Consider the following 26211-nt stretch of genomic DNA (forward strand, 5'->3'; position numbering starts at 1 on the left):
CGCAAGTCTTAAGCGACGCTAGCCAGCTTTCCTGTCTGCCCAGTAACCCGCCGTTTAATCATGTCAGCTGTCTGCTTGGTCGCGTTCGCTACACTAACAACACTTTTGAACTTTCGTGCACCAAATTCTTCGATCAACTCTAAGAATGCGGTATTCACAAACGAAGAGGTGACGTTGTTAATCCCAGAAAAATCAACAGTTACGAGCCTATCGGCACACAAATGCTCTGTAAGGGCAGCCTTAATCAAGGCGCCATCGGCATTTGTATCACAATTTGGCACAATGTTTCGAACTACTATATCCATTCGAAACTCTCCCGTTCTCCGCTGGTAATTTCAATACGATCTGTGCTGAGTTCGATGTCAATGAGCGTACCAGGACAGTAACCTTCCACATCATACTCACGCCGGATTACCGAACCCTGAAAGTCACTGAACGTTACGGCCCCTTCCAGAGAGTACACCGTGACAATTCCTCCAAATCTTCCCACAATGTTCTGTTGCAAGTCAAATAAGCCGAGACCGCGGTTTCTTGGACTGCTTTTTGACGAAAAGCATTCTTCGAAAGCACGCATTATTGCGGCAGGGTCTGACAGCTCAGGATCAACGCTTCTCACCGCGTTTGGTATCCCTGTCCCGAAATCTGCGACCGACAACATCACTCGCTTTTCTTTCGGATACCATTGCGCAAAAATGCTACCGACATCTTGCGTGGAATGATCATTGATATTGTTGAATATCTCCGAAATACAAGTCTGTAGATTATACAAATCGTGTTCAGGCACATTAGACGACGCAGATACCCAAGGTATTAAGGTAGTTCGTAGCCAATTGTGACTGCGCTCATGACGAACTTCAACCAAAGGCTGTGTCGTCTGCCTCACGTGACTTCCAGGAAAAATCTTTTTCCCGATATGCTGCTCAAAGAAACGGGCATCGTCTAGAAAACGCATGCATTCCGCATCTCGTTCCATGCCGCAAAACGTAACCTTGCAGCCACTTCTATGTAGAAACCGCGCAACATTACTTAGAAATACAACTCCTGACGGACGAACAAAATTCAATCTAGAAAAATCGAACGTTACTTCCCCAGGAACCTCGCTGAACCTACCAAACCTTGATTTGATAACGGGAAAAATATCGGGTGCCGTGAACTCATATGGTAGGAGGACCTGTATTGTCATATTTTTGTTGAAATATTCCAATCACACTGCCGTTTGCCGACCACTTCCAATACACTACACGTTGCGAAGAAAAAATCTACCTTCATAGCGTGAAGAACCGTAATATCCGAACGTCCGATCCGACCAAGTCTCCCTCACCCGATCTCGATATCCAGACCAAGATCCAGAACAGTTGCGGAGTGAGTGATCCAGCCGGAGGAGATAAGGTCGACACCGGCTTCGGCAATCGCCTTGATGGTGTCGGCTTCAATGCCGCCTGAGGCTTCCAGAAGCACCTGACCGTCCGCGATCTGGACTGCCTGCTTCAAGAGATCCGGCCCCATGTTGTCGAGCATCACCACATCCGGTTTCAGGGGAAGCGCCTCGCGCAACTGGTCGAGCGTATCGACTTCCACCTCGATCTTGACCAGATGGCCGGCAAAGGCCTTGGCCGCCTCGATGGCCTGACGCACGCCACCTGCAACAGCAATGTGGTTGTCCTTGATCAGGATGGCATCGTCCAGGCCGAAACGATGATTTGAGCCGCCGCCGCAACGCACCGCGTATTTTTCAAAGGCACGCAGGCCCGGCGTGGTCTTGCGGGTGCAAACAATGTCCGCACTGGTGTGGGAGATCAGGTCCGCGAAATGCGCCGTGGCGCTGGCAATTCCAGACAGATGGCCAAGGTAGTTGAGGGCAACACGCTCCGCTGAAAGGATGGCCCGCGCGGGTCCGGAAATTCGGGCGACGATGGTGCCCTTTTCCAGCCGCCCGCCGTCAGATGCCAGTCCTTCAAACCGCAGCGCATCTTCGGTTTGACGGAATGTGCTCTCGGCCAAACCAAGGCCGGAGAGCACCCCGGGTTTACGCGCTGCAATCACCGCCGTTGCGGCTTTGTCCGCCGGGATCGTCGCCTGACTGGTTATGTCCCCTGCCCGGCCCCAATCCTCCAACAGCGCGGCCTTGACGGCCTCGTCGATCATCAGTTTCGGCAGCACGGGCAATTGGGCGGACATTGATCAGCTTCCCATTGCGTTCGAGACGGAATTGCCGGCAGCCTGATCAGCCGCCGCCTCGGCAATGGCGTTCACCTCATCAAGCGTTATGTAGGAGCGCCGCGCCTGCGCTGGGTCGGCATCGGGATAGTCGGCCCGGAAGTGACCGCCCCTGCTTTCCGCGCGTTTGAGGGCCGCGGCTGCAATGATCCTTCCGGATGCCATCATGTTGCGGATCGAGACCCGCTGACACCTGGCTTCTGCCTGGCCGATGTCGACAAGAGCCTGACGCAGGCTGTCGGCGCTGCGCTCCACACCAACGTTGCGGCTCAAGGTTTCACGCAGCACGGTGATCGCCTCACGTTCATCAGTGTTGCGCTGGCTCGGCAGTCCCGGCTCGCTGTCCATCTCGTTCCAATAGGCGCTGCGCGGCGTCGGCATCAGACCTTGAATGTCTTCGGCGATGCGTGCGGCGAAGACGACCGCCTCCAGAAGTGAGTTCGACGCAAGGCGGTTCGCGCCATGAGCTCCGGTGGCCGCCACTTCGCCAGCCGCCCAAAGACCGTCGAGCGAAGTTCTGCCGTTGGCGTCGGTCAGAACGCCGCCCATGTGATAGTGCTCGGCTGGGGCAACCGGGATCGGCTGGGTCGCCGGATCGATGCCCGCCTCCTGACAGGCCGCAAAGACGGTCGGGTAGCGTTCGGCAAAACTCTTGCCGACGGCGTCCCGGCAATCGAGGAGGGCACCGCGCCCCGCTTCGACTTCGCGGTGGATCGCACGCGCAACGATGTCTCTGGGGGCCATCTCGGCAAGATCGTGGACGCCCTCCATGAACCGTTCACCGGCGGCGTTGATCAAAAGGGCGCCATCACCGCGCAGGGCCTCTGTCGCCAGAGGCGCGGGATCCTTGCCGACGTTAAGAGCGGTCGGGTGAAACTGGACGAACTCCGCATCAGCGATCACAGCGCCTGCACGCGCGGCCATCGCCAGACCATGACCGTTGGCTTCGCCGGGATTGGTCGTCACGCCAAAAAGGTGGCCGATGCCGCCTGACGCCAGCACCACCGCATGGGCGGGAAAAGCCATACGCTCAAGGCCGCCGCGCTTGCGGGCCAGAACACCGGTGACATAACGGCCTTCGCCCATCAGGCTCTCGCCCATGAAGCCTTCCAGCAGTCGGATTGACGGCGTCTTGCGAACCGCTGCGATCAACGCAGCCATGATCGCCTGGCCGGCCATGTCTCCACGCACGCGCACGACCCGGTTTTCGGAGTGGGCCGCCTCGCGGGAAAGCTCCAGCCGCCCTTCCAGATCCTGGTCGAAAGGCACCCCGTAAGACAGAAGATCGCGGACACGCTCCCCTGCTTCCCGGGTCATCATCTCGACGATCTTGTCTTCGCAGATGCCTGCGCCAGCGGCCAGCGTGTCGTCGCAATGCTTCTTGTGCGTATCCTGTTCGGAGACAGCTGCCGCGATGCCGCCCTGGGCCCAGGCGGAGGATGCGCCCTGCCCGATCGGCGCATTGGAGATCACGGTGACTGGACGCGGCGCCAGTTTGAGCGCGCAGAACAGACCGGCCAGTCCACCGCCCAGAATGACGACGTCGTCAACGTCCTTACCCGCCAGCGCGGGGACAAAATCCTCAGAGGAAACGCCCATTACAAACCCAATTATTTCTTCTCTAGTTTTTCCATAAACTGATCTCGAAGAGACAGCGTGTCGTCATCATTGGTATGCCTGAAGACGTCACCGTCCTTCTTGAAGCGACTGTACACATCGCCCTTACCATTCAAAATCTCAAGAATGCCATTCCGAACGATCCACGAGGCTTCATTCCCGTTTGCACCTTGTTCAATTTTTCCTTCAGACGTGAATGTCATTACTTTCGATTCATCTTCAGAACGCTTTCCGGTATAATAAAACTTCCATTTAAAATTAGTTATCTCTTCAAAAATAACATGGTCCTGTTCTGATTTTGCAAATCTCAACTTACGAAGTACTACAGCCACCGAAGCTGCAGAAATCATTGTTGCAATTCCTCCAATAGATGCGGAGAAAATCGAAACCATTGCTGACGAAAGAGCTCCGTTGGAGATATCGAACAACTCTGACAGTACAGTCGGGATGTGGATGCCAAATAATCTCACTGAATACAGGGTATTCAGGAGAGAGAAAAACAAAAATAAAAATGCGACTATAATATGGATTCGATAGTCTACTTTCAAAAAAATATCACTTTTTACAATTGAATTCTGAACTTCCCAACAAAATACAAGATTGTACAACATGTAAATGGATATAAAAAACAGAAGAACTGGAATAAGACTATCATCCCCAATCCTCAAACCGAGAAATTCCAGCTTCTTTATTGAACTGTCCTCAATTCCCCCAAAAAAGTAAAATGTACAAACGATCCAAAATATTGCAGACCACCTCTTGACCTTTAAATAAACGTCTGTTGGCGATCTGCTTTCCTTGCGTTTGTCACTATCGTTCACCGATACAAGTCCTGGCTAATCTTTTTCAGGTTAATCATCCGTTCGACCGCGATACGCGCCTTTTTGGCAATGATCGGATCAACGACCACCTCTTCCCGCATTTCGACAAGGCTGTCGAGAATTTTGCCAAGGGTGATGCGTTTCATATGCGGGCACAAGTTGCAGGGCCGGATAAAGTCAACACCGGGCGTCTCACTGGCCACATTGTCGGCCATGGAGCACTCGGTGATCATCATCACCTTTTCCGGCTGCTTCGTCTTGACCCAGTCGATCATATGCGCGGTGGACCCGGCAAAATCGGCTTCGGCCACGACTTCGGGCGGACACTCGGGGTGAGCGATGATCTTCACTCCCGGGTCGATCTTGCGGTAGTCGCGCAGCTCCTGAGCGGTGAACCGCTCGTGAACCTCACACGCGCCATCCCACACAAGCACCTCCACATGGGTCTTGTTCCCGACATTGGCCGCCAGATATTTGTCCGGGATTAGGAACACCTTGTCAGTGCCGAAGCTCTCCACGACCTGCAGGGCGTTGGAGGACGTGCAGCAGATATCGCATTCGGCCTTCACGTCGGCCGAGGTGTTCACATAGGTGATGATCGGCACACCAGGATTGCGTTCGCGCAGTGCACGAACATCTGCGCCCGTGATCGATTCAGCCAGCGAGCAGCCAGCCTTCATGTCCGGGATCAATACCGTCTTGTCCGGGCTGAGGATCTTCGAGGTCTCGGCCATGAAGTGCACACCGCACTGGACAATGACATCGGCATTCGCGCGCTTGGCCTCGATTGCAAGCTGAAGACTGTCTCCAACGATATCGGCAACGCCGTGGAAGATGTCCGGGGTCATGTAGTTGTGCGCCAGGATGACCGCGCTGCGTTCTTTCTTCAGCCGATTGATCGCATGGATTGTCGGCGCAAGCACTGGCCACTCGATAGCAGGAATGATGTGCTTGACCTTCTCGTAGATCGACGCGGTCGCTTCGGCCACCTCGGGCGTGTAGTCGAGGGAGGGCCGCTCGATTTCCGCGAACCGTTGCAAGGCTGACGGCGGGCTGGTGGAAAAGGCGGTTGTCTGCTCGACGCTTTCACATGCGACACCAAAGTTCGTCGTGGTCATGGCGGCCTCCCTCATAGTTTATACTCATATTGAGTATATTAAATGCAAAAGAAAACAGGGCGATGTGCCCCACCAACTCTTTTGCTCATAATGAGTTTATATATCCCCGCCGATCTGAAAAATCCATAAAATTCCTCACACATGACCCTTTCGTTCTTATTTCACTATTATTTTCATATACCTGAATACTTTTGATCGAAACATATCACCGAAGCCGACTTAGCAAGACCGGTCGCGCATCTTGCCATATCAGCCCACTGACCTGCGATCGCGGCGGCACCACTCATTCAGAATTTTGATCCTTTCTTCAAAAGAAATCACTTTTTTCAATATCCTCCGGACCGTATCGTGCCGGTTCTTTGAAACGCGGATCGGGACAAGATCATGCCTAATAGCCAGACTGCTACCGCTCGTTCCGGTCCGAATATTCCACTGGTCATCGTGTGTGGTTGCGTGATCGCCCTTCTGTCTTTCGGCCCGCGTTCGGCCATGGGACTGTTGTTCCAGCCGATGACGGAAGCACGTGACTGGAGCCGCGAGATCTTCGCGCTCGCCATCGCGATCCAGAACCTGATGTGGGGCATCGGCCAGCCGATTGCCGGCATGTCGGCAGACCGCTTCGGCACCTGGAAGACCATGACGGTCGGCGCCCTGCTCTATGCAGCCGGTCTGTTGATGATGGCGGATGCTGAAAGTGTCGTCGCGCTACAAGTCTCCGCCGGCGTTCTCATCGGACTTGGCATCGCCTTCTCGTCATTCTCGCTTGTGCTTGCCGCCTTCGGCCGGATCGTCTCCCCGGCGCAGCGCTCCCTTGCCTTCGGCATCGGCACCGCATCCGGATCGCTCGGTCAGTTCATCTTCGCACCACTCGGCAACGGCCTCATCGCGACTGTCGGCTGGCAGCAAACGCTAATCTTCTTTGCCGGTCTGATCACGATTATTCCGCTGATGGCGATTGCCCTGAAAGGCAAGGCATCCAATCAGTCGACATCTCCTGAAGTTTCCAACCAGACCCTCAAGTCTGCCATTTCAGAGGCCTTCGGAACCCGTGGTTTCATCCTTCTGACCTTCGGTTTTTTCGTCTGCGGCTTCCATGTGGCCTTTATCACGGTCCACCTGCCGCCCTATATCGCAGACCTTGGCCTGGACCCGTCCTGGGGAGCCATTGCTCTTGCGCTTATCGGGCTCTGCAACATCGTCGGCTCACTCGCTTCGGGCTACATTGGCGGGCGCTGGTCCAAGCCGATTTTCCTGTCGTGCATCTATCTCGCCCGTTCAGTCGTGATCGCCCTGTTCCTTGTTTTACCCGCTTCGCCGCTAACCGTCCTGCTGTTCTCCGGAGCCATGGGGCTGTTGTGGCTCTCCACAGTGCCTCCGACTTCGGGGCTGGTGGCGGTCATGTTCGGACCGCGTTACATGGCGACCCTGTTCGGTTTCGTCTTCCTGGCCCATCAGATCGGCTCGTTCCTTGGGGTTTGGCTCGGCGGCAAACTCTACGACGAGACGGGCTCTTACGATATGATCTGGTACGTCAGCATTGCTCTCGGGATCTTCGCGGCGGCCGTTCATTGGCCGATAGAGGAAAAGCCTGTGCCGCGTCTGGCCAACGTGCCAGCCGAATAGCTTTGACATGAAACCTTCAAGAGAAGCTGATTGACTTCTGCTTCTCTTGAGGACATTTTTCGCGCAAGGGGTTCCCGCGACGTCCCCGTGAAGCGCAAGCTCAAAGATCGCGTCCTGAGATCCATACGCTATGGAGGACGCTATGCCTGCGCCGAACCAAATTACCGTTTCCCAACTCAACCGCCTGGTCGGAACACCGGATTGTCCGGTTCTTGTTGATGTCCGTATCGATGAGGACTTCGAGGTCGACCGGTTGCTGATCCCAGGGGCCTTCCGTCATCCACATGACCAGATCGATACCCTCGCCGAAAAGCTTCGTGGCCAACGGGCCATCATCATTTGCCACAAGGGCAAGAAACTGAGCGAAGGGGTTGCAGCCTGGCTCCGCCATGAAGGGGTTGAGACCGAGAGCCTTGAGGGCGGAATGGTTGCCTGGCGCGAAGCCGGTTTGCCAAACGTCAATTGCTGCAAGCTGCCAGAGCGGGACGAAAAAGGCCGCACTGTCTGGGTTACCCGGCTGCGTCCGAAAGTCGACCGGATTGCCTGTCCCTGGTTGATCCGCCGGTTCGTTGCCCCATCGGCTGTCTTTCTGTTCGTCGCCAAGCAGGAAGTAACCGCGGTAGCCGAGCGCTTTGACGCGACGCCTTTTGACATCGAGGGCGTCACCTGGTCTCACCGGGGCGAAAATTGCACTTTCGATACCATGATCGAGGAATTCGGCCTATCAAGCGCCGCCCTGCTTCATCTGGCCAGGATCGTACGCGGCGCGGACACACAACGGCTCGACCTCGAGCCCCAATGCGCGGGTCTTCTGGCAGCTTCACTCGGCCTGTCGCGGATGTACCGGGACGACGTGGCCCAGCTGGAAGCGGGCCTCGCGCTCTATGATGCGTTCTACAGGTGGTGCCGAGACGCCACGAGCGAAACCCACGACTGGCCAGAGATGCACAGCGGAAAATGACCTCCTCACATCCCAACTTGAAGGAAGCCGCAGCGACATGGCTGAAAATCGGCTTCCTGTCATTCGGCGGCCCGGCTGCGCAGATCGCCCTCATGCACAAGGTGCTTGTCGATGAGAAGAAGTGGCTCAGCGAGAAGACCTATCTCAACGCGCTCAGCTTCTGCATGCTGCTGCCCGGCCCAGAAGCGATGCAGCTTGCCGCCTGGTCCGGATGGCGTCTCCACGGCACCCTTGGCGGACTGATCGCCGGGCTCAGTTTCATCATGCCCGGCGCATTGGTGATGCTGGTCCTTGCCAGCCTCTATGCCGCCTTCGGCACCGCGCCGCTCGTGGCCGCCTTGTTCCTCGGCATCAAGGCGGCTGTGATCATCATCGTCATTGAAGCCCTGCTCAGGATCTCGAAGCGTGCGCTCAAACGCCGGGACTATTGGGTTCTGGCGGGACTGGCCTTCGTCGCGATCTTCTTCTTCAGCGTTCCCTTCCCGGTGATCATTCTGGTCGCTGCGCTTTATGGCTATTTCACCAGCCACGGCCGCGAGGAGGTTGACGACGCTTCACCTCAGCCAGCCATCCTGAAGCGGACCATCCTGACGGCAGGTTTCTGGCTGGCGCTTTGGGTCGTCCCGCTCGGGGCACTCTGGCTGGCCCTCGGGGCGGATGATCTTCTGGTTCAGGTCGGGATCCTGTTTTCCAAGCTGGCGGTCGTGACCTTCGGTGGTGCCTATGCGGTGCTGACCTATCTCGGACAGGAAGTGGCGATCAACCGTTCCTGGCTGACAGCCAACGAAATGATCGATGCGCTCGGGCTGGCGGAGACAACACCAGGTCCGCTCATTCTGGTGACCGAATTCGTCGCCTATCTTGCCGGCGAAAAGGCAGGCGGTGTGGTGATGGGGCTGGCGGCGGCTGTCGTCGGCCTTTGGGCCACCTTCGTGCCCTGTTTCCTGTGGGTGTTCACGGGAGCCCCGTTCATTGACCGGCTCGACCGCGCACCCAAGCTCAGCGGCGCACTTGCGGCCATCACAGCGTCGGTGGTGGGCGTAATCCTCAATCTGGGGATCTGGTTCGCACTCCACACGCTTTTTGGATCGGTGAAACAGGAGCAGCACGGCCCCTTGACCCTGTGGCTGCCGGACGTGGCAAGCTTCGACTGGCGGGCAGCAGCGCTGACCTGTCTTGCCGGGGTCCTGCTGCTGCGCCTTCACATGGGCCTGGGCAAAGTGCTGGTTCTGATGGCGGCCAGCGGCTTGCTGGTCAGCCAGATCTGATCGTTCGATGTTCCGAGACTGAAAGACGGCCGGGCTTTATTCGGGCGGCACCCAGAGATCGCGCTTGTTCCACGGTTCCGGCACGACCAGCGTGCCCGACACGTCGCTCGCGCCGTCGGACAAGGTTCTCGATTGCCAGCCCTCGCGCCATTCCACCGGAATCTCGAAAGGCGTCACGACCTTGCTTTCTGGATCAAATCCGAACCTGCCGTAATAGGCGGGATCTCCCAGAACGAAAATGCGGGACACGTTCTCATCAGCCAGTAAGCCGAAGCCCCTTTCGATGAGAGCCGATCCAATTCCTTGTTTCTGCCGGTCCGGGGCGACGGCGACCGGCCCCAGCAGGGCGGCTTTCGCGTCTGTTCCGCCGACTTGCACCATCGTGAAGACAACATGCCCCACCACGGCTCCGTCAGTTTCTGCAACGAGCGACAGAAGAACGCAATCAGAAGCAAACAAGTCCCGCAGCAACGGTAGGAGGTCCTCGTCCGGAAACGCCAGGGGATAGAGCCCCTCAAGAACCGGAAAGTCGGAGGCGACGCTTTCGCGGATCAGTTCCGGCATTGCATTCACCTCGCCTCGTGCTGCCTGCAGCGTTAGCCCGCCACCTTGGAGAAATCGGCAACAACATGGGTGGCGTCGCGGATTTCGGACAGAAGCCGCAAACGGTTCATGCGGATGTCCGGATCCTCGTCGTTGACCAGGATGTCCTCGAAAAAGGTGTCGACCGGCGCGCGAAGCTTCGACAGCGCTTCCATGGCACCTTCGAAGTTCTCGTCCTTGACGGCAGCCTCTGCTTCGGCGCGCGCCGTGTCGATGGCTGCGGCCAGATCGATCTCGGCCTGCTCCTTGAAGTGGTCCGCATGAGGCCGGCCGGTGACGGGCGCCCCGCCCTTCTTTTCCTCGGCGCGCAGAATGTTGACCGCGCGCTTGTAGCCAGCAGCCAGGTTCGCACCGTCGTCGGAAGCGACGAATTTGCCAAGCGCCTCAACGCGCTTGACGACCATCAGCAGATCGTCCTGACCGCCGAGCGCAAAGACGGCGTCGATCAAATCGTGACGGGCACCTTCGTCCTTCAGGTGAACTTTCAGGCGGTCGGCGAAGAAAGACAGAAGGTCGGCGACATCATCCTCAACTGCATCATGAACACCAGGTATCAGATCGTTTTCGTCAGTATCAATCGCTTTGACAGAGCCTGAGAACCGATCGCTCAATTCATCGGCAAAATCGTGCTGTACGCCAGCTGCTTTAAGCTGTTCGATCTGATCGGAAGTCTGAGCCTTACTTCTATAGTAAATCTCGGTCGCGATCATCCTTACTTGTCGAAGTAGCAAGTCTTTAAGCGGTAAACGCAGCCCATTCTCCAAAATGATCCTAACGACACCCAGTGCGGCACGGCGCAGGGCGAAGGGATCCTTGGAACCGGTCGGTTTTTCGCCGATGGCCCAGAACCCTGCCAAAAGGTAGAGCTTGTCGGCCAGCGCAACGGCGATGGCGACCGGATCGGTCGGCACGCTGTCGCTCGGGCCCTGCGGGCGGTAGTGGTCCTCGATGGCGATGGCGACAGAAGCGTCTTCACCCTGCTTTTCAGCATAGGTCTTGCCCATCAGGCCCTGGAGCTCGGGGAACTCATAGACCATGGCGGAGACCAGGTCCGCCTTGGACAGCTGCGCGGCACGACGGGCCTTGTCGACATTTGCGCCAACCAGCGGCGCGATTTCAGCCGACAGCGCTTCGAGACGCTTGACGCGCTCGCCCTGTGTGCCGAGCTTTTCGTGGAACACGATGCTGTCGAGCTTGGGCAAGTTGTCCGCAAGCTTCGTCTTCAGGTCGGTTTCCCAGAAGAACCGCGCGTCGGAGAGACGGGCGCGAATGACCTTCTCGTTGCCCGCGACGATGGTCTTGCCGCCGTCACTTGCCTCAAGATTGGAGGTGAGCACGAAGCGGTTGGCCAGCTTGCCGGTCTTCGGGTCGCGAAGAACGAAGCACTTCTGGTTCACCCGAATGGTCAACTGAATGCATTCGTCCGGGATTTCCAGGAAAGCCTCATCAAAGGTACCGGTCAGAACCACCGGCCATTCGACCAGGCCTGCGACCTCTTCCAAAAGGCCTGGATCGTCAACCAGCTCAAGACCAAGCGCGAGCGCGCGGTCGCGCGCGTCATGCAGGATCATGTCCTTGCGGCGATCGGCGTCGATGACAACCTTGTGCTTCTCCAGCTTCGGCGCGTAGTCGTCAAAGCGGCGAACCTCGAAGGCCTCATCGGCAAGGAAGCGGTGACCACGTGTGGTTTGTCCTGACGTGACGCCCTCGACTTCAAATGGAACAACATCCGGCTCTTCTGTTTCAGGACCGAATGTCGCGACGATGGAATGCAACGGACGCACCCAGCGCATCGATCCCGTGCCCCAGCGCATGGACTTCGGCCAGGGAAACCCCTTGATCAGACCGGGCATGAACCCGGAAATGATGTCGATGGCTTGCCGACCCGGCTTTTCGATCACCGCGACGTAGAACTCACCCTTCTTGGGATCGCTCTGGATCGTCGCCTCATCGATGGAGGAAAGACCTGCCCCGCGCAGGAAACCCTCGACAGCCTTGTCCGGAGATCCAACTCGCGGGCCCTTGCGCTCTTCACGCGTTGCTGCTGATGCAGCCGGAACGCCGGCAACATGCAGGACAAGACGGCGCGGCGTTGCAAAACCCTTTGCCCCTTCATAGGGCAAACCCGCATCGACCAGAGCATTGGTCACAAGGGATTTCAGGTCTTCAGCGGCGCGGCGCTGCATGCGCGCGGGGATTTCCTCGCTGAAAAGTTCAAGCAGGAGATCGGGCATTGGAGTCAACAGCCTTCAGGTGTTTGGCGGGCGATATGCCCGTGGTCAATCGCGGGCAGCGTGCCCGGTAAATTCAGTGCCCGTCCGTTAGCAATTCAGGCTGGTTTTGTCACCCCCTTGGAAGGGTCACGCTGCTTGGTAGCGTTTTTCGAGGGGCCGACCCCGCCGTCATGCTGCCAGAAGCCGAACAAGCGCTTTCAAATATAAAAATCATAAACACTGTTATTTTTTACAATATCCCTATACCCAGACGACGAATTCACGCTTCCTAAATAAAAAATCGGCAATACTGAAGTCCAACACAAACAAGCCGAGCCTTTAGATTTTGAGACTGTTTCAGCGCTTGCCTCGTTATACTCTTCGCTGTGGCCTTTGGCTTGTCGTCGCTGTCGTTCCGATTGGTTACATTCTGGCCGAGGCCGAGCCTTATGCGCTGCTGATCAAGCATGGGCCGGTTTGGCTCTTCGACCTGATCATCGGCTATTCCTTGACGCTCTTCATCGCAGGTTCCATCTACGGCATCTTTCGCCTGTTGCATCTCAAGGGTGAAATCAACCGTCACGCAGTTGCCGAACAACAGGCGCGCGAGCTGGCTGAGCACGATGCTTTGACCGGTCTGGCGAACCGCCGCAAATTTATTGACGGATTTGCAGAACTGACGGCGAAGACCATTCATGGGCAAAGACGAGCGGTGATGATGCTCGATATTGATGGCTTCAAACCGATCAACGATGTCTACGGCCATGCTTTCGGCGACGCATTGCTGCGCGAGTTCGCCCTCAGGCTCTCCAGCGAAGTGGGTAACGAGGGCATGATCGCTCGTCTGGGCGGTGATGAATTCGCCATCGTGACACCGCCACTGGCAGAAAAGAGAGAGGCCGCGGATCTGGCAAGGCGCCTCCTGGCACGTATCCAGGAGCCGATTTGCCTCGAAAGCCGTCAGGTTCAGGTCGGCACCGGCGTCGGAATCTCGATGTTCCCGGACGACGGGTTTTCGGTGTCCGAGCTTCTGCGGCGGGCCGATATTGCGCTTTACCGGGCCAAGACTTCGGGTCGCTCGGCCTATCGCTTCTTCGAGATGGAGATGGACGCGTCCATCTTGCACCGCACCTTGCTGGAACAGCGACTGCGGTCGGCCCTGGCAGAGAATGAAATTCAGGTCCATTTCCAACCGATCCTGGATCTCGCCAGCCAGAAGATCCGCGGCTTCGAAGCCCTCGCCCGCTGGTCAGACAGGGATTTTGGCCATGTGCCGCCAAATCAGTTCATCCCGATTGCCGAAGAAAGCGGTATCATCTCGGAACTGACGGACCGGCTTCTGCGGGAGGCCTGCCGGGTGGCCAGCCAGTGGCCGGAGCACATGTTCCTGAGCTTCAACGTGTCACCTGTCCAGCTGCACGACCATACGTTTCCACTGAAGGTGATGTCGATCCTCGCCGACAGCGGCCTTAACCCGGGTCGGCTGATCCTCGAGATTACCGAGACCTCTCTTTTCAAGAACCCACGCGCGGCAAAGGCTGTCCTAGAGCAGCTGTCGGAGGCGCGCATCCAGATCGCGCTCGACGACTTTGGCACCGGCCACTCGAGCCTTGGGTATCTGCGGGACTTTCCCATCAACAAGGTCAAGATTGACAAGTCTTTCACCCTGCATATGGAAGACGACGCCGAATGCGCCGCCATCATTGACGCGATCCTCGTACTGGCCAAGGGGCTCGGCATCGAGACGGTGGCCGAGGGTATCGAGCAACCCGCGGTCATGACCAAGCTGGCCGAAAGCGGTTGTCAGTTCGGGCAAGGCTTCCTTTTCAGTGCGGCCAAGGCCGCTGCGCGGATCGACGAAATGGTTGCTCAGCAAGGCGTAGGGAGCGCAATGCCCCACACTGTCGACGCGCCCTCCGGGAACGACATGGCCAAGGCCATCAACTGAGCAGTCTGCACCCGCTCATCATTCTGATCGGCCTCTAGCCGCCGAGAAACAGCCAGATGATCGCTGCGTTGGACAGGTCGACGAAGAACGCCGAGACCAATGGCAGGATCAGGAAAGCCCGTGTTGCTGCGCCATATTGCTTGGTGACTGCGGTCATGTTGGCAATCGCCGTCGGCGTGGCACCCAGCGCGAATCCCGCAAAGCCCGCACCAAGGACAGCTGCCTCATAGTCCCGTCCCATAACCGGGAACAGAACATAGACAATGAAGAGTGCGGCTCCGACCAATTGAGCTGCCAGAATAATCAGCATCGGGCCAGCAAGACCGGCAACGGTCCACAGCTGCAGGCTCATCAGTGACATGGTCAGGAAGATGCCCAGCGCAAGGTCGGAGATGACCGCCAGTGAGCGCGAACGGGCGGGCCAGGTCATTGTCTTGAACACGGCGGGCACCGTGTTGGACAGCAGGATGCCGCAGAACAGGCAGACGACGAAAAGCGGCAAGTCGAGACCAAGCCCCAGCTTGAGGCTTTCCTGAAGACCAAAACCAAGCCCGATGGCGATATTGAGCCAGAGGAGACTGCGCATCAGGCCTGTGTGGGTCACCGTGGCCGTGGCTTCGTCATCATGCTCGATACCGATCACCGGCGTTTCCTCATGAGCCGCCAACGCAGGCCTTGCACCGCGCTTGTTGATCAGAATGTCGGCAATCGGCCCGCCCAACAGGGACGCGGCGATCAGTCCGAGGGTTGCCGTGGCCGCCCCGATTTCGACTGCACCGGTTACGCCGTAGGTTTCAACCAGGGTCGGGCCCCAGGCGATGGCAGTTCCGTGGCCGCCGACCAGAGAGATCGTGCCACCCAGAAGGCCAAAACCGACCGGCAAGCCCATCGCAAGGGCAATGCTTGTGCCGATGCCGTTTTGCACGAGCATATAGCCCACGGTAAGGACCAGAAGGATCAACAGCGGTTTGCCGCCCTTGGCGAGATCGGAGAATTTCGCGTTGAGGCCGATAGCCGTGAAGAAATACAGCAGCAGGAAGTCGCGAGCGGCGAGCGAGAAGCCGATTTCAGCACCTGTTGCCAGATAGACGATCAGGGCCAGGGTCGCGACCAGCAAGCCTCCGGAGACCGGTTCCGGAATGTTATAATTGTTGAGCAGCGGGAACAGCGCGTTAAGGCGCACGCCGAGAAAATAGACGATGATCGCAATGTTGAAACTCGCGAACTCGCCGATTGTGAGCAGTCCCTCAGTCATTTCGTTTATGCCTTCCCTTGCGCCGATGGCCCCCTTGTAGCCGCGGTTGTGGAAAGACGCCAGCTACCACCCGCCCCCGCCGCCTCCGCCGCCGCCGCCACCGGAAGAGCCTCCGCCGGAAGAGCCGGAACTGGAAGACTTCGGAGCGGGCAGAGAAGACTGAAATGACCCGGCCATGGCGCTGGCCGTTGCCCCGATGCTGCGGGTGATATCGTGGCCATTGAAGTCACGACCACTGTACCAGGTCGGGCGATAGTCGTGATTTTCCGCCGCTTGCGTCGCCGAGTTCAGCCAGTGCTGGAACCTCTCCGCCCAGGGCTCCTCGACCCCTAGGGCGACCGCATAGGCAAGCAATGCTTCAAAATGCACGACACTCATCTGCGGAACGCCGGACATGTTCAGGCGTTCCTTTTCGGCAACTGACAGATAGAGCTTCAAACCCTCTATCTCGCTCATCATGGAGCGCCCTTCAGCTGTCGGTGCATCGATGTGGTTCGCATAGAAGAAAAACAGAACGACGATCGCGAGGACAAACAGCGGCACCAGAGGGATCTCGGAGCCATCACCGACAATCAGCGCGGTCAGAAGACTGATCAGATACAGGGCCCCAACCGCAATCGCTGCAAAGGCAATCCAGAACAAAACGTCTCTGGCCGTCTCACCCAGGGCAGATTTGAACGGCATCAAGATCAAATGTGCCAACCCGAGCGAAAGGGCGGTTGAGAAAACGGAGAAAAACCCAAACAGCAGGGATCTCTCCAGTTGTCTGTCGCTCAAGTTGCCGAAAACAAACAGAGCCGCGATGGCAACCACACTCAGCACAAGTGCTGCAAACAGGTACCATCCGTTCTTGATGAAATAGACACCACGATTTTCCCTGGCAATTGCCGACCGGAACTTTGCGCCGAGTGTCTTGATCGCTTCGCCGTTGTTCTTGTCCAGCGCCAGGGACCCGCCCCTCCCGGAGACAAACGCCTCAATGACGGCTTCTCCGTTCGGCAATTTCCCGTCCGAGCCGGGCCTGAAAGCACTGGCTGACTGCAGCACCATGACGTCATCGTTTTTTGTCAGGGTCAGATATCCCTTCGCCGCAAGGCTCAAACACGCCGCCGACAGAGCGGTCCATCCCGTTCCGCCAAAGCCGCGTTCAACGATATAGCTTGCAAGAGCGGGCGACACTCCTTCCGGTGCCTTGAACCTTGGAAAGACAACACCCGTCTTCAGATCCCGTCCGACAGCCAGCCAGGTCACCAGGTAATAGAGCATCAGGACGGAAAGCCCGATGCTGCCGACAACCAGCACACGCTGGTCCTGGAGCCAGGTCAGAAGCTTTTCGCGATCACCGGGTTCGTCTGCAACACCCTTTGGGAAGGCGACGGCAACCGTCAGCCCCTCGTAAGCGCCAAGGGGTGATGTGGTTGTGAAAACGATCCGGGATGTCGCCGGCTCCTGTTCGGCAACATAAGCAGTCCCCGCCTCGCCGTACCCGCCGGTATACCCGGCCCATTCTGACGCTTTCGCGGAATGCGGCAGGGAAATCCTGGCAACGGCTTCGTCTATCGGGAAAATCCATTCATTGCCCGTGACGTTCCAGTAGACCTCGTCATAATCAGAGAAAAACCGAACCTGCCGATCCATCAAGTAGGTGATGGCATAGGTGTAGGTCCCCGGCTTCAGAAAGACGCTCGCGTCACCAATATAAATCCTGACGCCATCACCATTGAGCTTGGTGAAATATTGAGCCTTTTTGCCGTCCTGGTGAACGGACAGCAGCTCAAAGCCGACATCATGGGTCCAGCCGTCCGCATCTTTGGCCCTCAACGGAATATCGCGAAAGATGCCGCGCTTGATCTGATCGCCTTCGGCACGGACCGTAATGGTTTCTGTCACCATCAAGGATCCGTCTTGCTGCACGACAATGTCGGAGACAAACGTCTGAATGCGCTCGTCCGCTTGCGCACCCGCCATCCCTAAAAGCGTGGCGACAGCGAAGAGGATCAGTCTCAGGGAACGACAGCATGTCACGGAAGCGCTCCTTAAAACTGGACTTTGGGCACCGCGCGCTCAGCCGCGTCTTCGATCTCGAAATACTCTGCCTTTTCAAACTTGAACTGGTTGGCAATCAGGTTCGAGGGAAAGCTTTCCACGGCAACATTCAGCCCGCGCACCGCGCCGTTGTAATAGCGTCGGGCCATTTGGATCGCGTTCTCGATTTCATCAAGTGAAGTGTGCAGATCGGAAAAATTCTGACTCGCCTTGAGGTCCGGATAGGCTTCGGCAACCGCAAACAGTTTGCCCAAGGCCTGGGACAACATGCCTTCCGCCTGTGCCCTGCCAGCGACATCCCCCTTCGGCAAGGCGCTGACCTGCGCCCGTAGTTCGGTGACCCGGTCCAGCGTCTCCTGTTCGTGAGACGCGTAGCCCTTGACGGTTTCGATGAGATTGGGGATCAGGTTTGCCCGGCGCTTCAGCTGGACGTCGATGCCGCTCCAGCCTTCCTCTACCATCTGCCGTTTCTTCACCAGCGTGTTGTAGAGAAGAATGGCGAATAGCGAGAGCGCAAACAGAAATGCAAGAACGAACCAACTGACCATGAAAACCTCCGAAACAATTGCTCCGGAAGCTATCGGGAGATCGGCCGCTTGTCACCGGCTGACGAGCTATCAGGTTTGCAAAACCGGCGAACTGTAATTCAGATTACACTTTGCAGGTTCAGGCGGTGGTTTTGAGGGGCTGCGCCTTACTCGGCCGCCTCAAGCTGATACCCGACGCCGCCCGCTTCCGTTTCAAGGAATGCGGCCCCGCAGGCCTTGGCCAGTTCACGCACTCGCAGAATGTAACTCTGGCGTTCGGTCACCGAAATCACGCCGCGCGCGTCCAGCAGATTAAACGCATGAGAGGCCTTGATGCACTGGTCATAGGCCGGAAGCACGACCTGGTGCACATTGGCACCGGCGTCTTCGCGGGCCTTGGCACCTGCATCCAGAATGGCACGGCATTCGGCTTCCGCATCCTTGAAGTGCCGGAACAGGATGTCCGTGTCGGCGTGTTCGAAATTGTAGCGCGAATATTCCTGCTCGGCCTGAAGGAAGACATCTCCATAGGTGACCTTGTCGTCGCCTTCCATGCCGTTGTAGTTCAGATCATAGACGTTATCGACGCCCTGGACATACATGGCGATGCGCTCAAGACCATAGGTCAGCTCGCCGGACACGGGTGAACACTCGAAACCGGCCACCTGCTGGAAATAGGTGAACTGCGAGACTTCCATGCCGTCGCACCAGCACTCCCAGCCAAGCCCCCAGGCGCCCAACGTTGGGCTTTCCCAGTCATCTTCCACGAAGCGAATGTCGTGCAGCGCTGAATCGAGCCCGATGGCCTTCAGCGAGTCCAGATAAAGCTGCTGCAGGTTTTCCGGCGACGGCTTCAAGATGACCTGGAACTGGTAATAGTGCTGCAGACGGTTCGGGTTCTCGCCATAGCGGCCGTCGGTCGGGCGACGGGACGGCTGAACATAGGCAGCCTTCCACGGCCGCGGCCCGAGCGAGCGCAGCGTCGTTGCAGGATGGAACGTGCCCGCGCCGACTTCCATGTCATAGGGCTGCAACACCACACACCCCTGATCCGCCCAGTAGCGCTGAAGGGTCAGGATCAGGCCCTGAAAGGAGTTTTCGGGACGCATATGCGCCGGGACATCGCTCGACATGGCTTTTCGTTTCCGTCGGATCCGGTTGATTTTCGGGCAGCGAAGATCACGCCGCTCCATTGTTGGCGACAGGTGCCACGCAAGGGGCAGAAGGTCAAGGGCGTGGCCAACGATCGAGCGGCCAGAAGATGCTCCAGCAAGGACGTCAGGGCTCTGGATCCGGCATGCTGAGCGCAGGCTGCTGAACTAACTGCAGTCCCGCTCCTCTCGAAGCAAAAACTCACTCACAAACTTCGGCATTCTCTGCCATGACTGTTCCCTACATAAGCCTATGAAACTACGCTTCATTCCTCTATCGTCCGGCGCGAGCGAAATATGGAAAGCGAATTTATGGGCGACGTACATAAAGACATTATTCCGCGCGATATACACTTTGGCATTTCCAAGGCTGCGCAACGGCACTGGTTCGACAACGACCTGCAAAAAACCGCGATCATTGATTGCTTCTCGGTTGCGCTGCCCGAGGGAGAGCGGTTTTTCATTCGTTCACTGACCCACTATGCCGGCAAGCTTTCCGACGCCGAGCTGACCGCCGAGATCAAGGGGTATTCGGTGCAGGAAGCATTCCATACCCGCGAACACCTGGATTACAATAATTCGCTTAAAGCGCTTGGTTATGATGTCGACAAGATGGAGGCCAACCTTTGTGCCACGTTAAAGACCATCAAGAGCCCGATGATCCGGCTCGCAGTCACCTGCGCCATTGAGCATTTTACAGCTGTCTTCTCCTTTGCAGTCCTTCGTCATCCGGAGGTTTTTGAAGGCGCAGACATCCGCTATCGCAGGCTTTGGACCTGGCACGCACTTGAAGAGCTTGAGCATATGGCCGTCGCCATCGACGTCTTCAAAGATGCTTCCCGGGATATGCCCGCCTGGAAACGCTATTTCCTGCGCACCGGCGCGATCAACGGCGTGGCTGTTACATTCCTGATCAACTACCTGCGCAACGTCGGCCTTTATGCACGGGCCGATGGCGAAAAGACCGGCATTCGATTTTGGACACGGTTCTGGTGGCTGCTGATCGTCAAACCTGGCTTTGCGCGCTTCAGCTTGCTTGCCTTCCTGAAGTACTACCTTCCAAGCTACGACCCTGCGAAAGAGCGGGATGAAAAGCTGATCGACAAATGGCGTGAGTGGGTCGACCGGGAAACGTCTGACCTCATTGCCAAGCCCAAGACGGCACCTGCACCTGAACTGGCACCGACAAACTGAAATTGCCGAGACCTTTCCAGAGGAAGAGATTTTCATGACAAGTCGTGTGTTCGACATGGTGTTGGAAGCAGCCGACAGAGGCATTTTTCCAAAGGCCCGAAAGTGGGGCTGGCAACGGCTCTATAACCTCATGTCCCGCTTTTGGACTGACGGCGACTGGCGTTTCATGAACTACGGCTATCTGCCGCCGGCAGACAAGGCCGCATTCCCACTTGATGAAATCGATGAGCCGGAGCGCGCCTTCATCGGTCTCTATTTCCAGGCTGTCGACGGCATCGACCTCGCTGGCAAGCGGGTGCTGGAGGTCGGCTGCGGCCGCGGAGGGGGAACCGCCTATGTTGCAAACTATCACGGTGCGGCCAAGGCCGTCGGAGTGGACTATTCACCGGTGACTGTGAAACGTGCGCAGGCGCTCAATGGCGAAACGGACGTCTTGTCCTATGCCTTTGGCGATGCCGAGAATCTGCCCTTCGAAGATGGTTCCTTTGATGTCGTCGTGAACATCGAATCCTCCCACTGCTATTCAGACATGGACGCATTCTTGCGCGAGGTTGCCCGTGTACTTAGACCCGGCGGCAGCTTTACCTGGGCGGACATGCGCGGCAAAGCCATGATGCCCGGCACCGACGCGTCTTTCGAGGCGGTCAAGGCCCTTGAAAAACAGCGAGAGACAGTGCTCTCACCCGGCGTGGTCGCCGCTCTTGATCAAATGAATGAACGCAAGGTCGCTCGGATCGCCAAGATCCCGCTTGCTGGTCGTTTTTTCAAGGAATTCGCAGGCACCAAGGGCTCAGCGCTTTATAAATGGCTAAAGAACGGCGAGGTGATCTATCTGGCGCGCGTCTATCGGAAGGCGGGCTAGGCAAGGCATTCGTCAACGCCGCACCCGCGATGGCTCGTCCCGGCAATCCAAGAACCCATCGCCGCAAGCAACTGGAAAAGTGGATCCTCGGGACGTACCCGAGGATGACGCCAGCGGGTGCGGTGGTCCCTGCCCCTCTCTATGCCTTCCCGGACAAGCGCAGCGACGATCAGGTACGCTGAAACCTCGCGCCCGTTCTGAACGGCCTGCGTCTTTTGGAACCCTGCCAGTGCAGGGAAGGCACGACTTTTACAGCCCCCGACTTGCGCTGCCAAGGTCATCATTGTTCGGCCCAGAAGCCCCGGCGATTGCTTGCACAAACACCCCCATACGAATGATCATTTCAGGGAAGCTGTGTTAGGCCATTGCTCCGCGCGTCATCTTCCCGTAAAACCCGCGCAAAGATTTCCCATTTCTGAATCAAATGCCGGAGAAGCGGAGCCCCATGGCGCGCCAGTTCATCTATCACATGCACGGACTGTCGAAGTCCTACACCGGGGGCAAGAAGGTCCTCGACAACGTCAACCTGTCGTTCTACCCGGACGCGAAGATCGGTATCCTGGGCCCCAACGGCGCCGGTAAGTCGACCCTCCTGAAAATCATGGCAGGGCTCGACAAGGATTTCACCGGTGAAGCCTGGGCCGCAGAAGGCGCGCGCGTCGGCTATCTGCCGCAGGAGCCGCAGCTGGATCCGACCAAGAACGTGCGCGAGAACTGCATGGAGGGCGTCGCCCACAAGCAGGCGATCGTCGACCGCTACAACGAACTGATGATGAACTACTCGGACGAGACCGCCGACGAAGGCGCCAAGCTCCAGGACATCATCGACGCGGAAGACCTTTGGAACCTCGACAGCAAGGTCGAAATGGCTATGGAAGCCCTGCGCTGCCCGCCGGAAGATGCTTCGGTCGAAAACCTGTCGGGCGGTGAAAAGCGCCGTGTGGCCCTGTGCCAGCTGCTGCTGTCCGAACCTGATCTGCTGCTTCTCGATGAGCCGACCAACCATCTGGACGCGGAAACCGTCCACTGGCTGGAACGGCACCTGCGCGAGTTCAAGGGCTCCGTGCTGATCATCACCCATGATCGCTACTTCCTCGACAATGTCACCGGCTGGATCCTCGAGCTCGACCGCGGCTCGGGCATTCCATACGAAGGCAACTACTCTGCCTACCTGGAGAAGAAGTCCAAGCGCATGGCCCAGGAAGGCCGCGAAGACATGGCCCGCAACCGGGCGATCTCACGCGAGCGCGAATGGATGGGCATGTCGCCGAAAGGCCGCCAGACCAAGTCCAAGGCCCGTATCAAGGCCTATGAGGACCTGCTGTCAGCGCAGGAAGAGCGCGTCCCAACCATCGAGCAGATCATGATCCCGGTCGGCGAGCGTCTCGGCGCCAATGTCATCGAGGTCAAGAATGTCTCCAAGGGCTTTGAGGACCGCCTCCTGATCGACGACCTGTCGTTCAAGCTGCCGCGCGGCGGCATTGTCGGCGTCATCGGCCCGAACGGCGCCGGTAAGTCGACCCTGTTCAAGATGTTGACCGGTCAGGAAAAGCCCGACAATGGCGAGATCGTCGTCGGCGACACGGTGCATCTTGGCTACGTCGACCAGTCCCGCGACAAGCTGGATCCGGACAAGACCGTGTGGGAAGAAATCTCCGACGGCGGCGAGGTCATTTACCTCGACGACAAGGAGATCAACTCGCGCGCCTATTGCTCGTCCTTCAACTTCAAGGGCCCGGCCCAGCAGGCCAAGGTGGGTGACCTCTCCGGTGGTCAGCGCAACCGGGTGCATCTGGCGAAGGTCCTCAAGCAGGGCTCCAACGTGCTTCTCCTCGATGAGCCGACCAACGATCTCGACACAGAGACGCTGGCTGCCCTCGAAGACGCGCTGGAAAACTACGCCGGCTGCGCCGTGGTCATCTCGCATGACCGCATGTTCCTCGACCGTCTGGCCACGCACATGCTTGCCTTTGAAGGCGACAGCCACGTGGAATGGTTCGAAGGCAACTTCGAGGACTACGAAAAGGACAAGGTCCGCCGCCTCGGCGCCCACGCCGCCGACCCGCGCCGCATCAAGTACAAGCCGCTGACCCGGTAACCGGGGCGGTAAGTCTGGAGCTTGTTGAACGAATTAAAACGGCGGTCCATCGGGCCGCCGTTTTTTGTTTGGCAGGCAGAGTACCTTGCAGCTTGGGAAGGTTTTCCAATAGGTTGCCGCCGAAGCGTCCTTTCAGCGGAGCAATCTCTTGGCCAAGCAGTTCCCCGAACTCACTGATGCCCACCGCAGCTATATCGCGCGGCAGCACATCTTCTTCACAGCGACCGCCGCGCCGACCGGCCGGGTGAATGTCTCGCCGCGCTCGACAACGGCACTGAAGCTGCTGGGTCCCAATGCCCTCGTGTATCTGGACCGAACGGGCAGCAGCAACGAAGCCGCTGCACATCTGAAACTGTCCGACCGGATGACGATCATGTTCTGCGCCATGGACGGGCCGCCCCAAATCATGCGGCTTTACGGCAGGGGGCGGATCATCCGCCGGGGCAGCGCCGAGTATGATGCTCTGCTGGACAGCGCCTTTGCGGGCGATGAACCGGGCGGCGCACGGCAGATGGTGCATCTGGACTTCGACCTGGTGCAGACTTCCTGTGGTTATGGCGTTCCGCTCCACAACTATGAAGGCGAACGGCCATCCCTGGACAACTGGGCAGCGAACAAGAGCGCAGAGGAACTAGAGGCCTATCAGCGGCAGAAGAACCAGGTCAGCATCGACGGATTTCCCACCGGGCTCTTTGAAGACGCGTAAAAGTCAGGGGCCCGGCAGCGTGTTTGGTGTCAGGCCTGCTCCAGGTGGCGCATGATGTCTCTGGAGCTTTCCGTGATGTTGTCGGAAATCTTCTTGATCTCTTCGGTCAGAGCGCCGAATTCGCGGCCATGGGCGCCTGCCCGGTCTGCTGAAATCTTGGCGTTGAGGGCGACCATCCGCGAGAAACGGGACGCCTTGAGAATTTCATGCAGTGCATCCTTGACGCGGCTCACTTCGCTGCTGCGCTCCTGGCGGCGTACAGTCATCTCGTCGTCGAAATCAGCTCCCAAAGCCGCGACCAGCGCCTGAAGGGTTTGCAGAACCGGGCCAAGAACATAGGCGGACCGTGTGCTGGCAACATCACGCGGCTGGGCCCTGCCCTCTTTGAACGCAGCCATCGCGTCTTGGGTCTGAGACAGGAACCGCTCGATCACCTGGCCACCGCTCTCGGATTTCTGCTGGTTGCGCGTCAGGATCATGTTGATGCGCGCGGACTTCAGGGCCGGCAAGTCCTGTGCCGCGTCGCCATGGCACAAAATCGAATAGCCGTGACCGAAGTCAGAGACCGCGCCTTCAAGCATGGTCCAGAGTTCACCGTCAATCGGCTCCCCCTTCTCGCATAGGCCGTTCATGGTCATGAGCAAGAACCCGATCCGCTGAGACAACATTCTCTGGCGCCCGGCGATATTGATCAACCGGGCAAAGACGTTCTCGCTGATCCCCTCGTCGCGCATGTACCACCTACCATCACTCTACTGGGTTGCAACATCATAAGGCTTCGCGCGATCTTCAAGAAGATTCAAAACCTGTGCAGCTTGCACATTTATTGGCTGGCCTCGCGAATATTTACCTTCTGTTAACGCGGCGCTGACCGGCCCATCTCACTTGCCAATCAGTTGATCAATGTCTTTCATTGGTCCAACAGCAAGGCTTGCGCTAAGTCTCGGCCAACAGTGATTTTCGAAAGGGTCCTTGATGTCTTCCGCGGTTTCTCCTGATGCGATGATTCAGCAGCTTTCCGTCACGCCGGCGCGCAAATTGACCGGGCAGGTCACAGATGTCCTGAAGACCCTGTCGCCCGGTGATTTTGCCACCCAATCGTGCGACGCGCTGGATCTTGAGTTCTCTGGCATCTCAGGCGATCGCCACGGCGGCTTCACTCGTAAATCCGGTGGTCGTGAGCCGTGGTATCCGCGTGGGACGGAAATGTGCAACGAGCGGCAGGTGTCCATTCTCAGCCCTGCGGAGCTGGCACTCGTGGCCGAGCGCATGGAGCTTGAAACCGTTGAAGCGGCCTGGATCGGCGGCAATATCGTGCTGGATGGCTTTCCAAACCTTTCGCTGATCCCGCCACGCACACGGCTGGTGTTTGAGAATGGCACCGTCATCCGGGTGGATGGTGACAATGCGCCCTGCCGGGCTTCGGGCAAGTCCATTGCCGCTCACGTTCCAGGCCGTGAAGGTCTGGATCTTCTGTTCCCGAAAGTGGCCAAACGGCTGCGCGGCCTTGTCGGTTATGTGGAGAAACCAGGCACCATCAGCGCCGGCGAAAGCGTCACGGCGGTCATCCCCGAGCAGTGGATCTACAACCCGGCCTAGGCTTTCCGCCAAAAGGCTGATCCGGCTCTAGAACTCCTGGCCCTCGCTCGGATCAAGGCGCTTTGCGCTGCCCCAGTCTTCCAGCATCTGGTTCATATGATCCAGAACGAAGAAGCGTGCCGCGTCGCGGTCATAGCCCTCATCCAGCAAGGCGTCATAGTCGGTATGAGCGTGGCGGATGCGGCTTGTGGTGGCCTGCCAAAGCGCGATGGATGGCGGCAGATGGCGCAGATGCCCGGCCAATGCCGCCTCAAGGATGGCTTCGGCATCGGCCATAGGCATGCGCGGAGCCATGGATCTCAGCGCCTTGCGCATTTCCTTCTGCCGCTTTGTCCCCCCAGCCAATGACGCGCCCATCCTTCTTTCAAGCCTTGACCATAAGCC

Annotated in this window: 23 protein-coding genes; 9 read left to right on the plus strand and 14 right to left on the minus strand. The window is 57.9% G+C overall.

Features of this window, described 5'->3' with window-relative positions; translation table 11 throughout:
- Positions 1–8 precede the first annotated feature (8 nt).
- The 6 genes from ABJZ52_RS16765 to nadA all read right to left on the minus strand — a co-directional run bounded on the left by ABJZ52_RS16765 (position 9) and on the right by nadA (position 5773).
- Positions 9–305 carry an STAS-like domain-containing protein gene (locus tag ABJZ52_RS16765; RefSeq protein WP_348188589.1) on the minus strand — a complete coding sequence of 99 codons (297 nt, stop codon included), beginning with the start codon at positions 303–305 and terminating at the stop codon, positions 9–11.
- Entirely contained in the window at positions 296–1204 is a 909-nt protein-coding gene (locus ABJZ52_RS16770; RefSeq protein ID WP_348188591.1) for an ATP-binding protein, read from the minus strand. The genes ABJZ52_RS16765 and ABJZ52_RS16770 overlap by 10 nt, the downstream gene beginning before the upstream one ends.
- Positions 1205–1317: 113 nt before the next feature.
- Positions 1318–2178: a carboxylating nicotinate-nucleotide diphosphorylase gene (gene nadC / locus ABJZ52_RS16775; protein ID WP_348188593.1), complete on the minus strand. Its 861-nt coding sequence runs from the start codon at positions 2176–2178 to the stop codon at positions 1318–1320.
- A gap of 3 nt (positions 2179–2181) precedes the next feature.
- The gene (locus ABJZ52_RS16780; RefSeq protein ID WP_348188595.1) at positions 2182–3816 is read right to left on the minus strand and encodes an L-aspartate oxidase; all 1635 of its coding nucleotides are present in this window, start codon (positions 3814–3816) and stop codon (positions 2182–2184) included.
- 11 nt (positions 3817–3827) lie between these two features.
- Positions 3828–4655, minus strand: coding sequence for a hypothetical protein (locus tag ABJZ52_RS16785; RefSeq protein ID WP_348188597.1), 828 nt, complete (start codon positions 4653–4655; stop codon positions 3828–3830).
- Complete coding sequence (nadA, locus tag ABJZ52_RS16790; RefSeq protein WP_348188599.1) at positions 4652–5773, minus strand: quinolinate synthase NadA; 1122 nt, start codon at positions 5771–5773, stop codon at positions 4652–4654. The genes ABJZ52_RS16785 and nadA overlap by 4 nt, the downstream gene beginning before the upstream one ends.
- A 384-nt stretch (positions 5774–6157) precedes the next feature.
- Here nadA and ABJZ52_RS16795 point away from each other — a divergent pair, with 384 nt between their 5' ends.
- The 3 genes from ABJZ52_RS16795 to chrA all read left to right on the plus strand — a co-directional run bounded on the left by ABJZ52_RS16795 (position 6158) and on the right by chrA (position 9625).
- Positions 6158–7396, plus strand: a complete 1239-nt coding sequence (locus ABJZ52_RS16795; protein ID WP_348188601.1) for an MFS transporter — start codon at positions 6158–6160, stop codon at positions 7394–7396.
- A 142-nt stretch (positions 7397–7538) separates the two neighbouring features.
- A complete protein-coding gene (locus ABJZ52_RS16800; RefSeq protein WP_348188603.1) occupies positions 7539–8357 on the plus strand; it encodes a sulfurtransferase/chromate resistance protein in 819 nt (272 codons plus the stop codon).
- The gene (chrA, locus tag ABJZ52_RS16805; protein WP_348188605.1) at positions 8354–9625 is read left to right on the plus strand and encodes a chromate efflux transporter; all 1272 of its coding nucleotides are present in this window, start codon (positions 8354–8356) and stop codon (positions 9623–9625) included. Before ABJZ52_RS16800 ends, chrA begins: the two co-directional genes overlap by 4 nt.
- Positions 9626–9661: 36 nt before the next feature.
- Here chrA and ABJZ52_RS16810 read toward each other — a convergent pair whose 3' ends face one another.
- Complete coding sequence (locus ABJZ52_RS16810) at positions 9662–10189, minus strand: N-acetyltransferase (protein WP_348188607.1); 528 nt, start codon at positions 10187–10189, stop codon at positions 9662–9664.
- A gap of 32 nt (positions 10190–10221) precedes the next feature.
- Positions 10222–12462, minus strand: a complete 2241-nt coding sequence (gene glyS / locus ABJZ52_RS16815; protein WP_348188609.1) for a glycine--tRNA ligase subunit beta — start codon at positions 12460–12462, stop codon at positions 10222–10224.
- Between the two features lie 343 nt (positions 12463–12805).
- Between glyS and ABJZ52_RS16820 the strand changes: the two genes are divergently transcribed.
- A complete protein-coding gene (locus tag ABJZ52_RS16820) occupies positions 12806–14389 on the plus strand; it encodes an EAL domain-containing protein (RefSeq protein WP_348188611.1) in 1584 nt (527 codons plus the stop codon).
- A 34-nt stretch (positions 14390–14423) separates the two neighbouring features.
- On the opposite strand, the gene gltS is transcribed toward ABJZ52_RS16820, so the two are convergent.
- From gltS to ABJZ52_RS16840, 4 genes are all read right to left on the minus strand, one after another.
- Positions 14424–15644: a sodium/glutamate symporter gene (gltS, locus tag ABJZ52_RS16825; RefSeq protein ID WP_348188613.1), complete on the minus strand. Its 1221-nt coding sequence runs from the start codon at positions 15642–15644 to the stop codon at positions 14424–14426.
- A gap of 63 nt (positions 15645–15707) precedes the next feature.
- Positions 15708–17669, minus strand: a complete 1962-nt coding sequence (locus tag ABJZ52_RS16830) for a DUF2207 domain-containing protein (RefSeq protein ID WP_348188615.1) — start codon at positions 17667–17669, stop codon at positions 15708–15710.
- A gap of 11 nt (positions 17670–17680) precedes the next feature.
- Positions 17681–18238 carry a LemA family protein gene (locus ABJZ52_RS16835; RefSeq protein WP_348188617.1) on the minus strand — a complete coding sequence of 186 codons (558 nt, stop codon included), beginning with the start codon at positions 18236–18238 and terminating at the stop codon, positions 17681–17683.
- A 146-nt stretch (positions 18239–18384) separates the two neighbouring features.
- Positions 18385–19350, minus strand: a complete 966-nt coding sequence (locus tag ABJZ52_RS16840; protein ID WP_348200171.1) for a glycine--tRNA ligase subunit alpha — start codon at positions 19348–19350, stop codon at positions 18385–18387.
- A gap of 330 nt (positions 19351–19680) precedes the next feature.
- On the opposite strand from ABJZ52_RS16840, the gene ABJZ52_RS16845 reads away from it, so the two are divergent.
- From ABJZ52_RS16845 to ABJZ52_RS16860, 4 genes are all read left to right on the plus strand, one after another.
- Positions 19681–20562: a metal-dependent hydrolase gene (locus ABJZ52_RS16845; RefSeq protein ID WP_348190287.1), complete on the plus strand. Its 882-nt coding sequence runs from the start codon at positions 19681–19683 to the stop codon at positions 20560–20562.
- 34 nt (positions 20563–20596) lie between these two features.
- Entirely contained in the window at positions 20597–21424 is an 828-nt protein-coding gene (locus tag ABJZ52_RS16850; RefSeq protein WP_348190285.1) for a class I SAM-dependent methyltransferase, read from the plus strand.
- Between the two features lie 445 nt (positions 21425–21869).
- Positions 21870–23522 carry an energy-dependent translational throttle protein EttA gene (gene ettA, locus ABJZ52_RS16855; RefSeq protein ID WP_348190283.1) on the plus strand — a complete coding sequence of 551 codons (1653 nt, stop codon included), beginning with the start codon at positions 21870–21872 and terminating at the stop codon, positions 23520–23522.
- 148 nt (positions 23523–23670) lie between these two features.
- Positions 23671–24228: a pyridoxamine 5'-phosphate oxidase family protein gene (locus ABJZ52_RS16860; RefSeq protein ID WP_348190281.1), complete on the plus strand. Its 558-nt coding sequence runs from the start codon at positions 23671–23673 to the stop codon at positions 24226–24228.
- A 29-nt stretch (positions 24229–24257) separates the two neighbouring features.
- Here ABJZ52_RS16860 and ABJZ52_RS16865 read toward each other — a convergent pair whose 3' ends face one another.
- Positions 24258–24962, minus strand: a complete 705-nt coding sequence (locus tag ABJZ52_RS16865; RefSeq protein ID WP_348190279.1) for a hypothetical protein — start codon at positions 24960–24962, stop codon at positions 24258–24260.
- Between the two features lie 241 nt (positions 24963–25203).
- On the opposite strand from ABJZ52_RS16865, the gene ABJZ52_RS16870 reads away from it, so the two are divergent.
- On the plus strand, positions 25204–25827 hold the full coding sequence (locus ABJZ52_RS16870) for an MOSC domain-containing protein (RefSeq protein WP_348190277.1): 624 nt from the start codon (positions 25204–25206) through the stop codon (positions 25825–25827).
- Between the two features lie 27 nt (positions 25828–25854).
- Here the strand turns inward: ABJZ52_RS16870 and ABJZ52_RS16875 are convergent, their stop codons facing one another.
- Positions 25855–26172, minus strand: coding sequence for a DUF2293 domain-containing protein (locus ABJZ52_RS16875; RefSeq protein ID WP_348190275.1), 318 nt, complete (start codon positions 26170–26172; stop codon positions 25855–25857).
- Positions 26173–26211: the final 39 nt, after the last annotated feature.

Source organism: Roseibium sp., assembly GCF_039982295.1.
GTDB lineage: Bacteria > Pseudomonadota > Alphaproteobacteria > Rhizobiales > Stappiaceae > Roseibium.

Bases quoted from the DNA above. Each gene is read 5' to 3' on its own strand.
- ABJZ52_RS16765 (WP_348188589.1), bottom strand. From the start codon at position 305: ATGGATATAGTAGTTCGAAACATTGTGCCAAATTGTGATACAAATGCC.
- nadC (WP_348188593.1), bottom strand. From the start codon at position 2,178: ATGTCCGCCCAATTGCCCGTGCTGCCGAAACTGATGATCGACGAGGCC.
- ABJZ52_RS16780 (WP_348188595.1), bottom strand. From the start codon at position 3,816: ATGGGCGTTTCCTCTGAGGATTTTGTCCCCGCGCTGGCGGGTAAGGAC.
- nadA (WP_348188599.1), bottom strand. From the start codon at position 5,773: ATGACCACGACGAACTTTGGTGTCGCATGTGAAAGCGTCGAGCAGACA.
- ABJZ52_RS16795 (WP_348188601.1), top strand. From the start codon at position 6,158: ATGCCTAATAGCCAGACTGCTACCGCTCGTTCCGGTCCGAATATTCCA.
- ABJZ52_RS16800 (WP_348188603.1), top strand. From the start codon at position 7,539: ATGCCTGCGCCGAACCAAATTACCGTTTCCCAACTCAACCGCCTGGTC.
- chrA (WP_348188605.1), top strand. From the start codon at position 8,354: ATGACCTCCTCACATCCCAACTTGAAGGAAGCCGCAGCGACATGGCTG.
- ABJZ52_RS16810 (WP_348188607.1), bottom strand. From the start codon at position 10,189: ATGCCGGAACTGATCCGCGAAAGCGTCGCCTCCGACTTTCCGGTTCTT.
- glyS (WP_348188609.1), bottom strand. From the start codon at position 12,462: ATGCCCGATCTCCTGCTTGAACTTTTCAGCGAGGAAATCCCCGCGCGC.
- gltS (WP_348188613.1), bottom strand. From the start codon at position 15,644: ATGACTGAGGGACTGCTCACAATCGGCGAGTTCGCGAGTTTCAACATT.
- ABJZ52_RS16835 (WP_348188617.1), bottom strand. From the start codon at position 18,238: ATGGTCAGTTGGTTCGTTCTTGCATTTCTGTTTGCGCTCTCGCTATTC.
- ABJZ52_RS16840 (WP_348200171.1), bottom strand. From the start codon at position 19,350: ATGTCGAGCGATGTCCCGGCGCATATGCGTCCCGAAAACTCCTTTCAG.
- ABJZ52_RS16845 (WP_348190287.1), top strand. From the start codon at position 19,681: ATGGGCGACGTACATAAAGACATTATTCCGCGCGATATACACTTTGGC.
- ABJZ52_RS16850 (WP_348190285.1), top strand. From the start codon at position 20,597: ATGACAAGTCGTGTGTTCGACATGGTGTTGGAAGCAGCCGACAGAGGC.
- ettA (WP_348190283.1), top strand. From the start codon at position 21,870: ATGGCGCGCCAGTTCATCTATCACATGCACGGACTGTCGAAGTCCTAC.
- ABJZ52_RS16865 (WP_348190279.1), bottom strand. From the start codon at position 24,962: ATGCGCGACGAGGGGATCAGCGAGAACGTCTTTGCCCGGTTGATCAAT.
- ABJZ52_RS16870 (WP_348190277.1), top strand. From the start codon at position 25,204: ATGTCTTCCGCGGTTTCTCCTGATGCGATGATTCAGCAGCTTTCCGTC.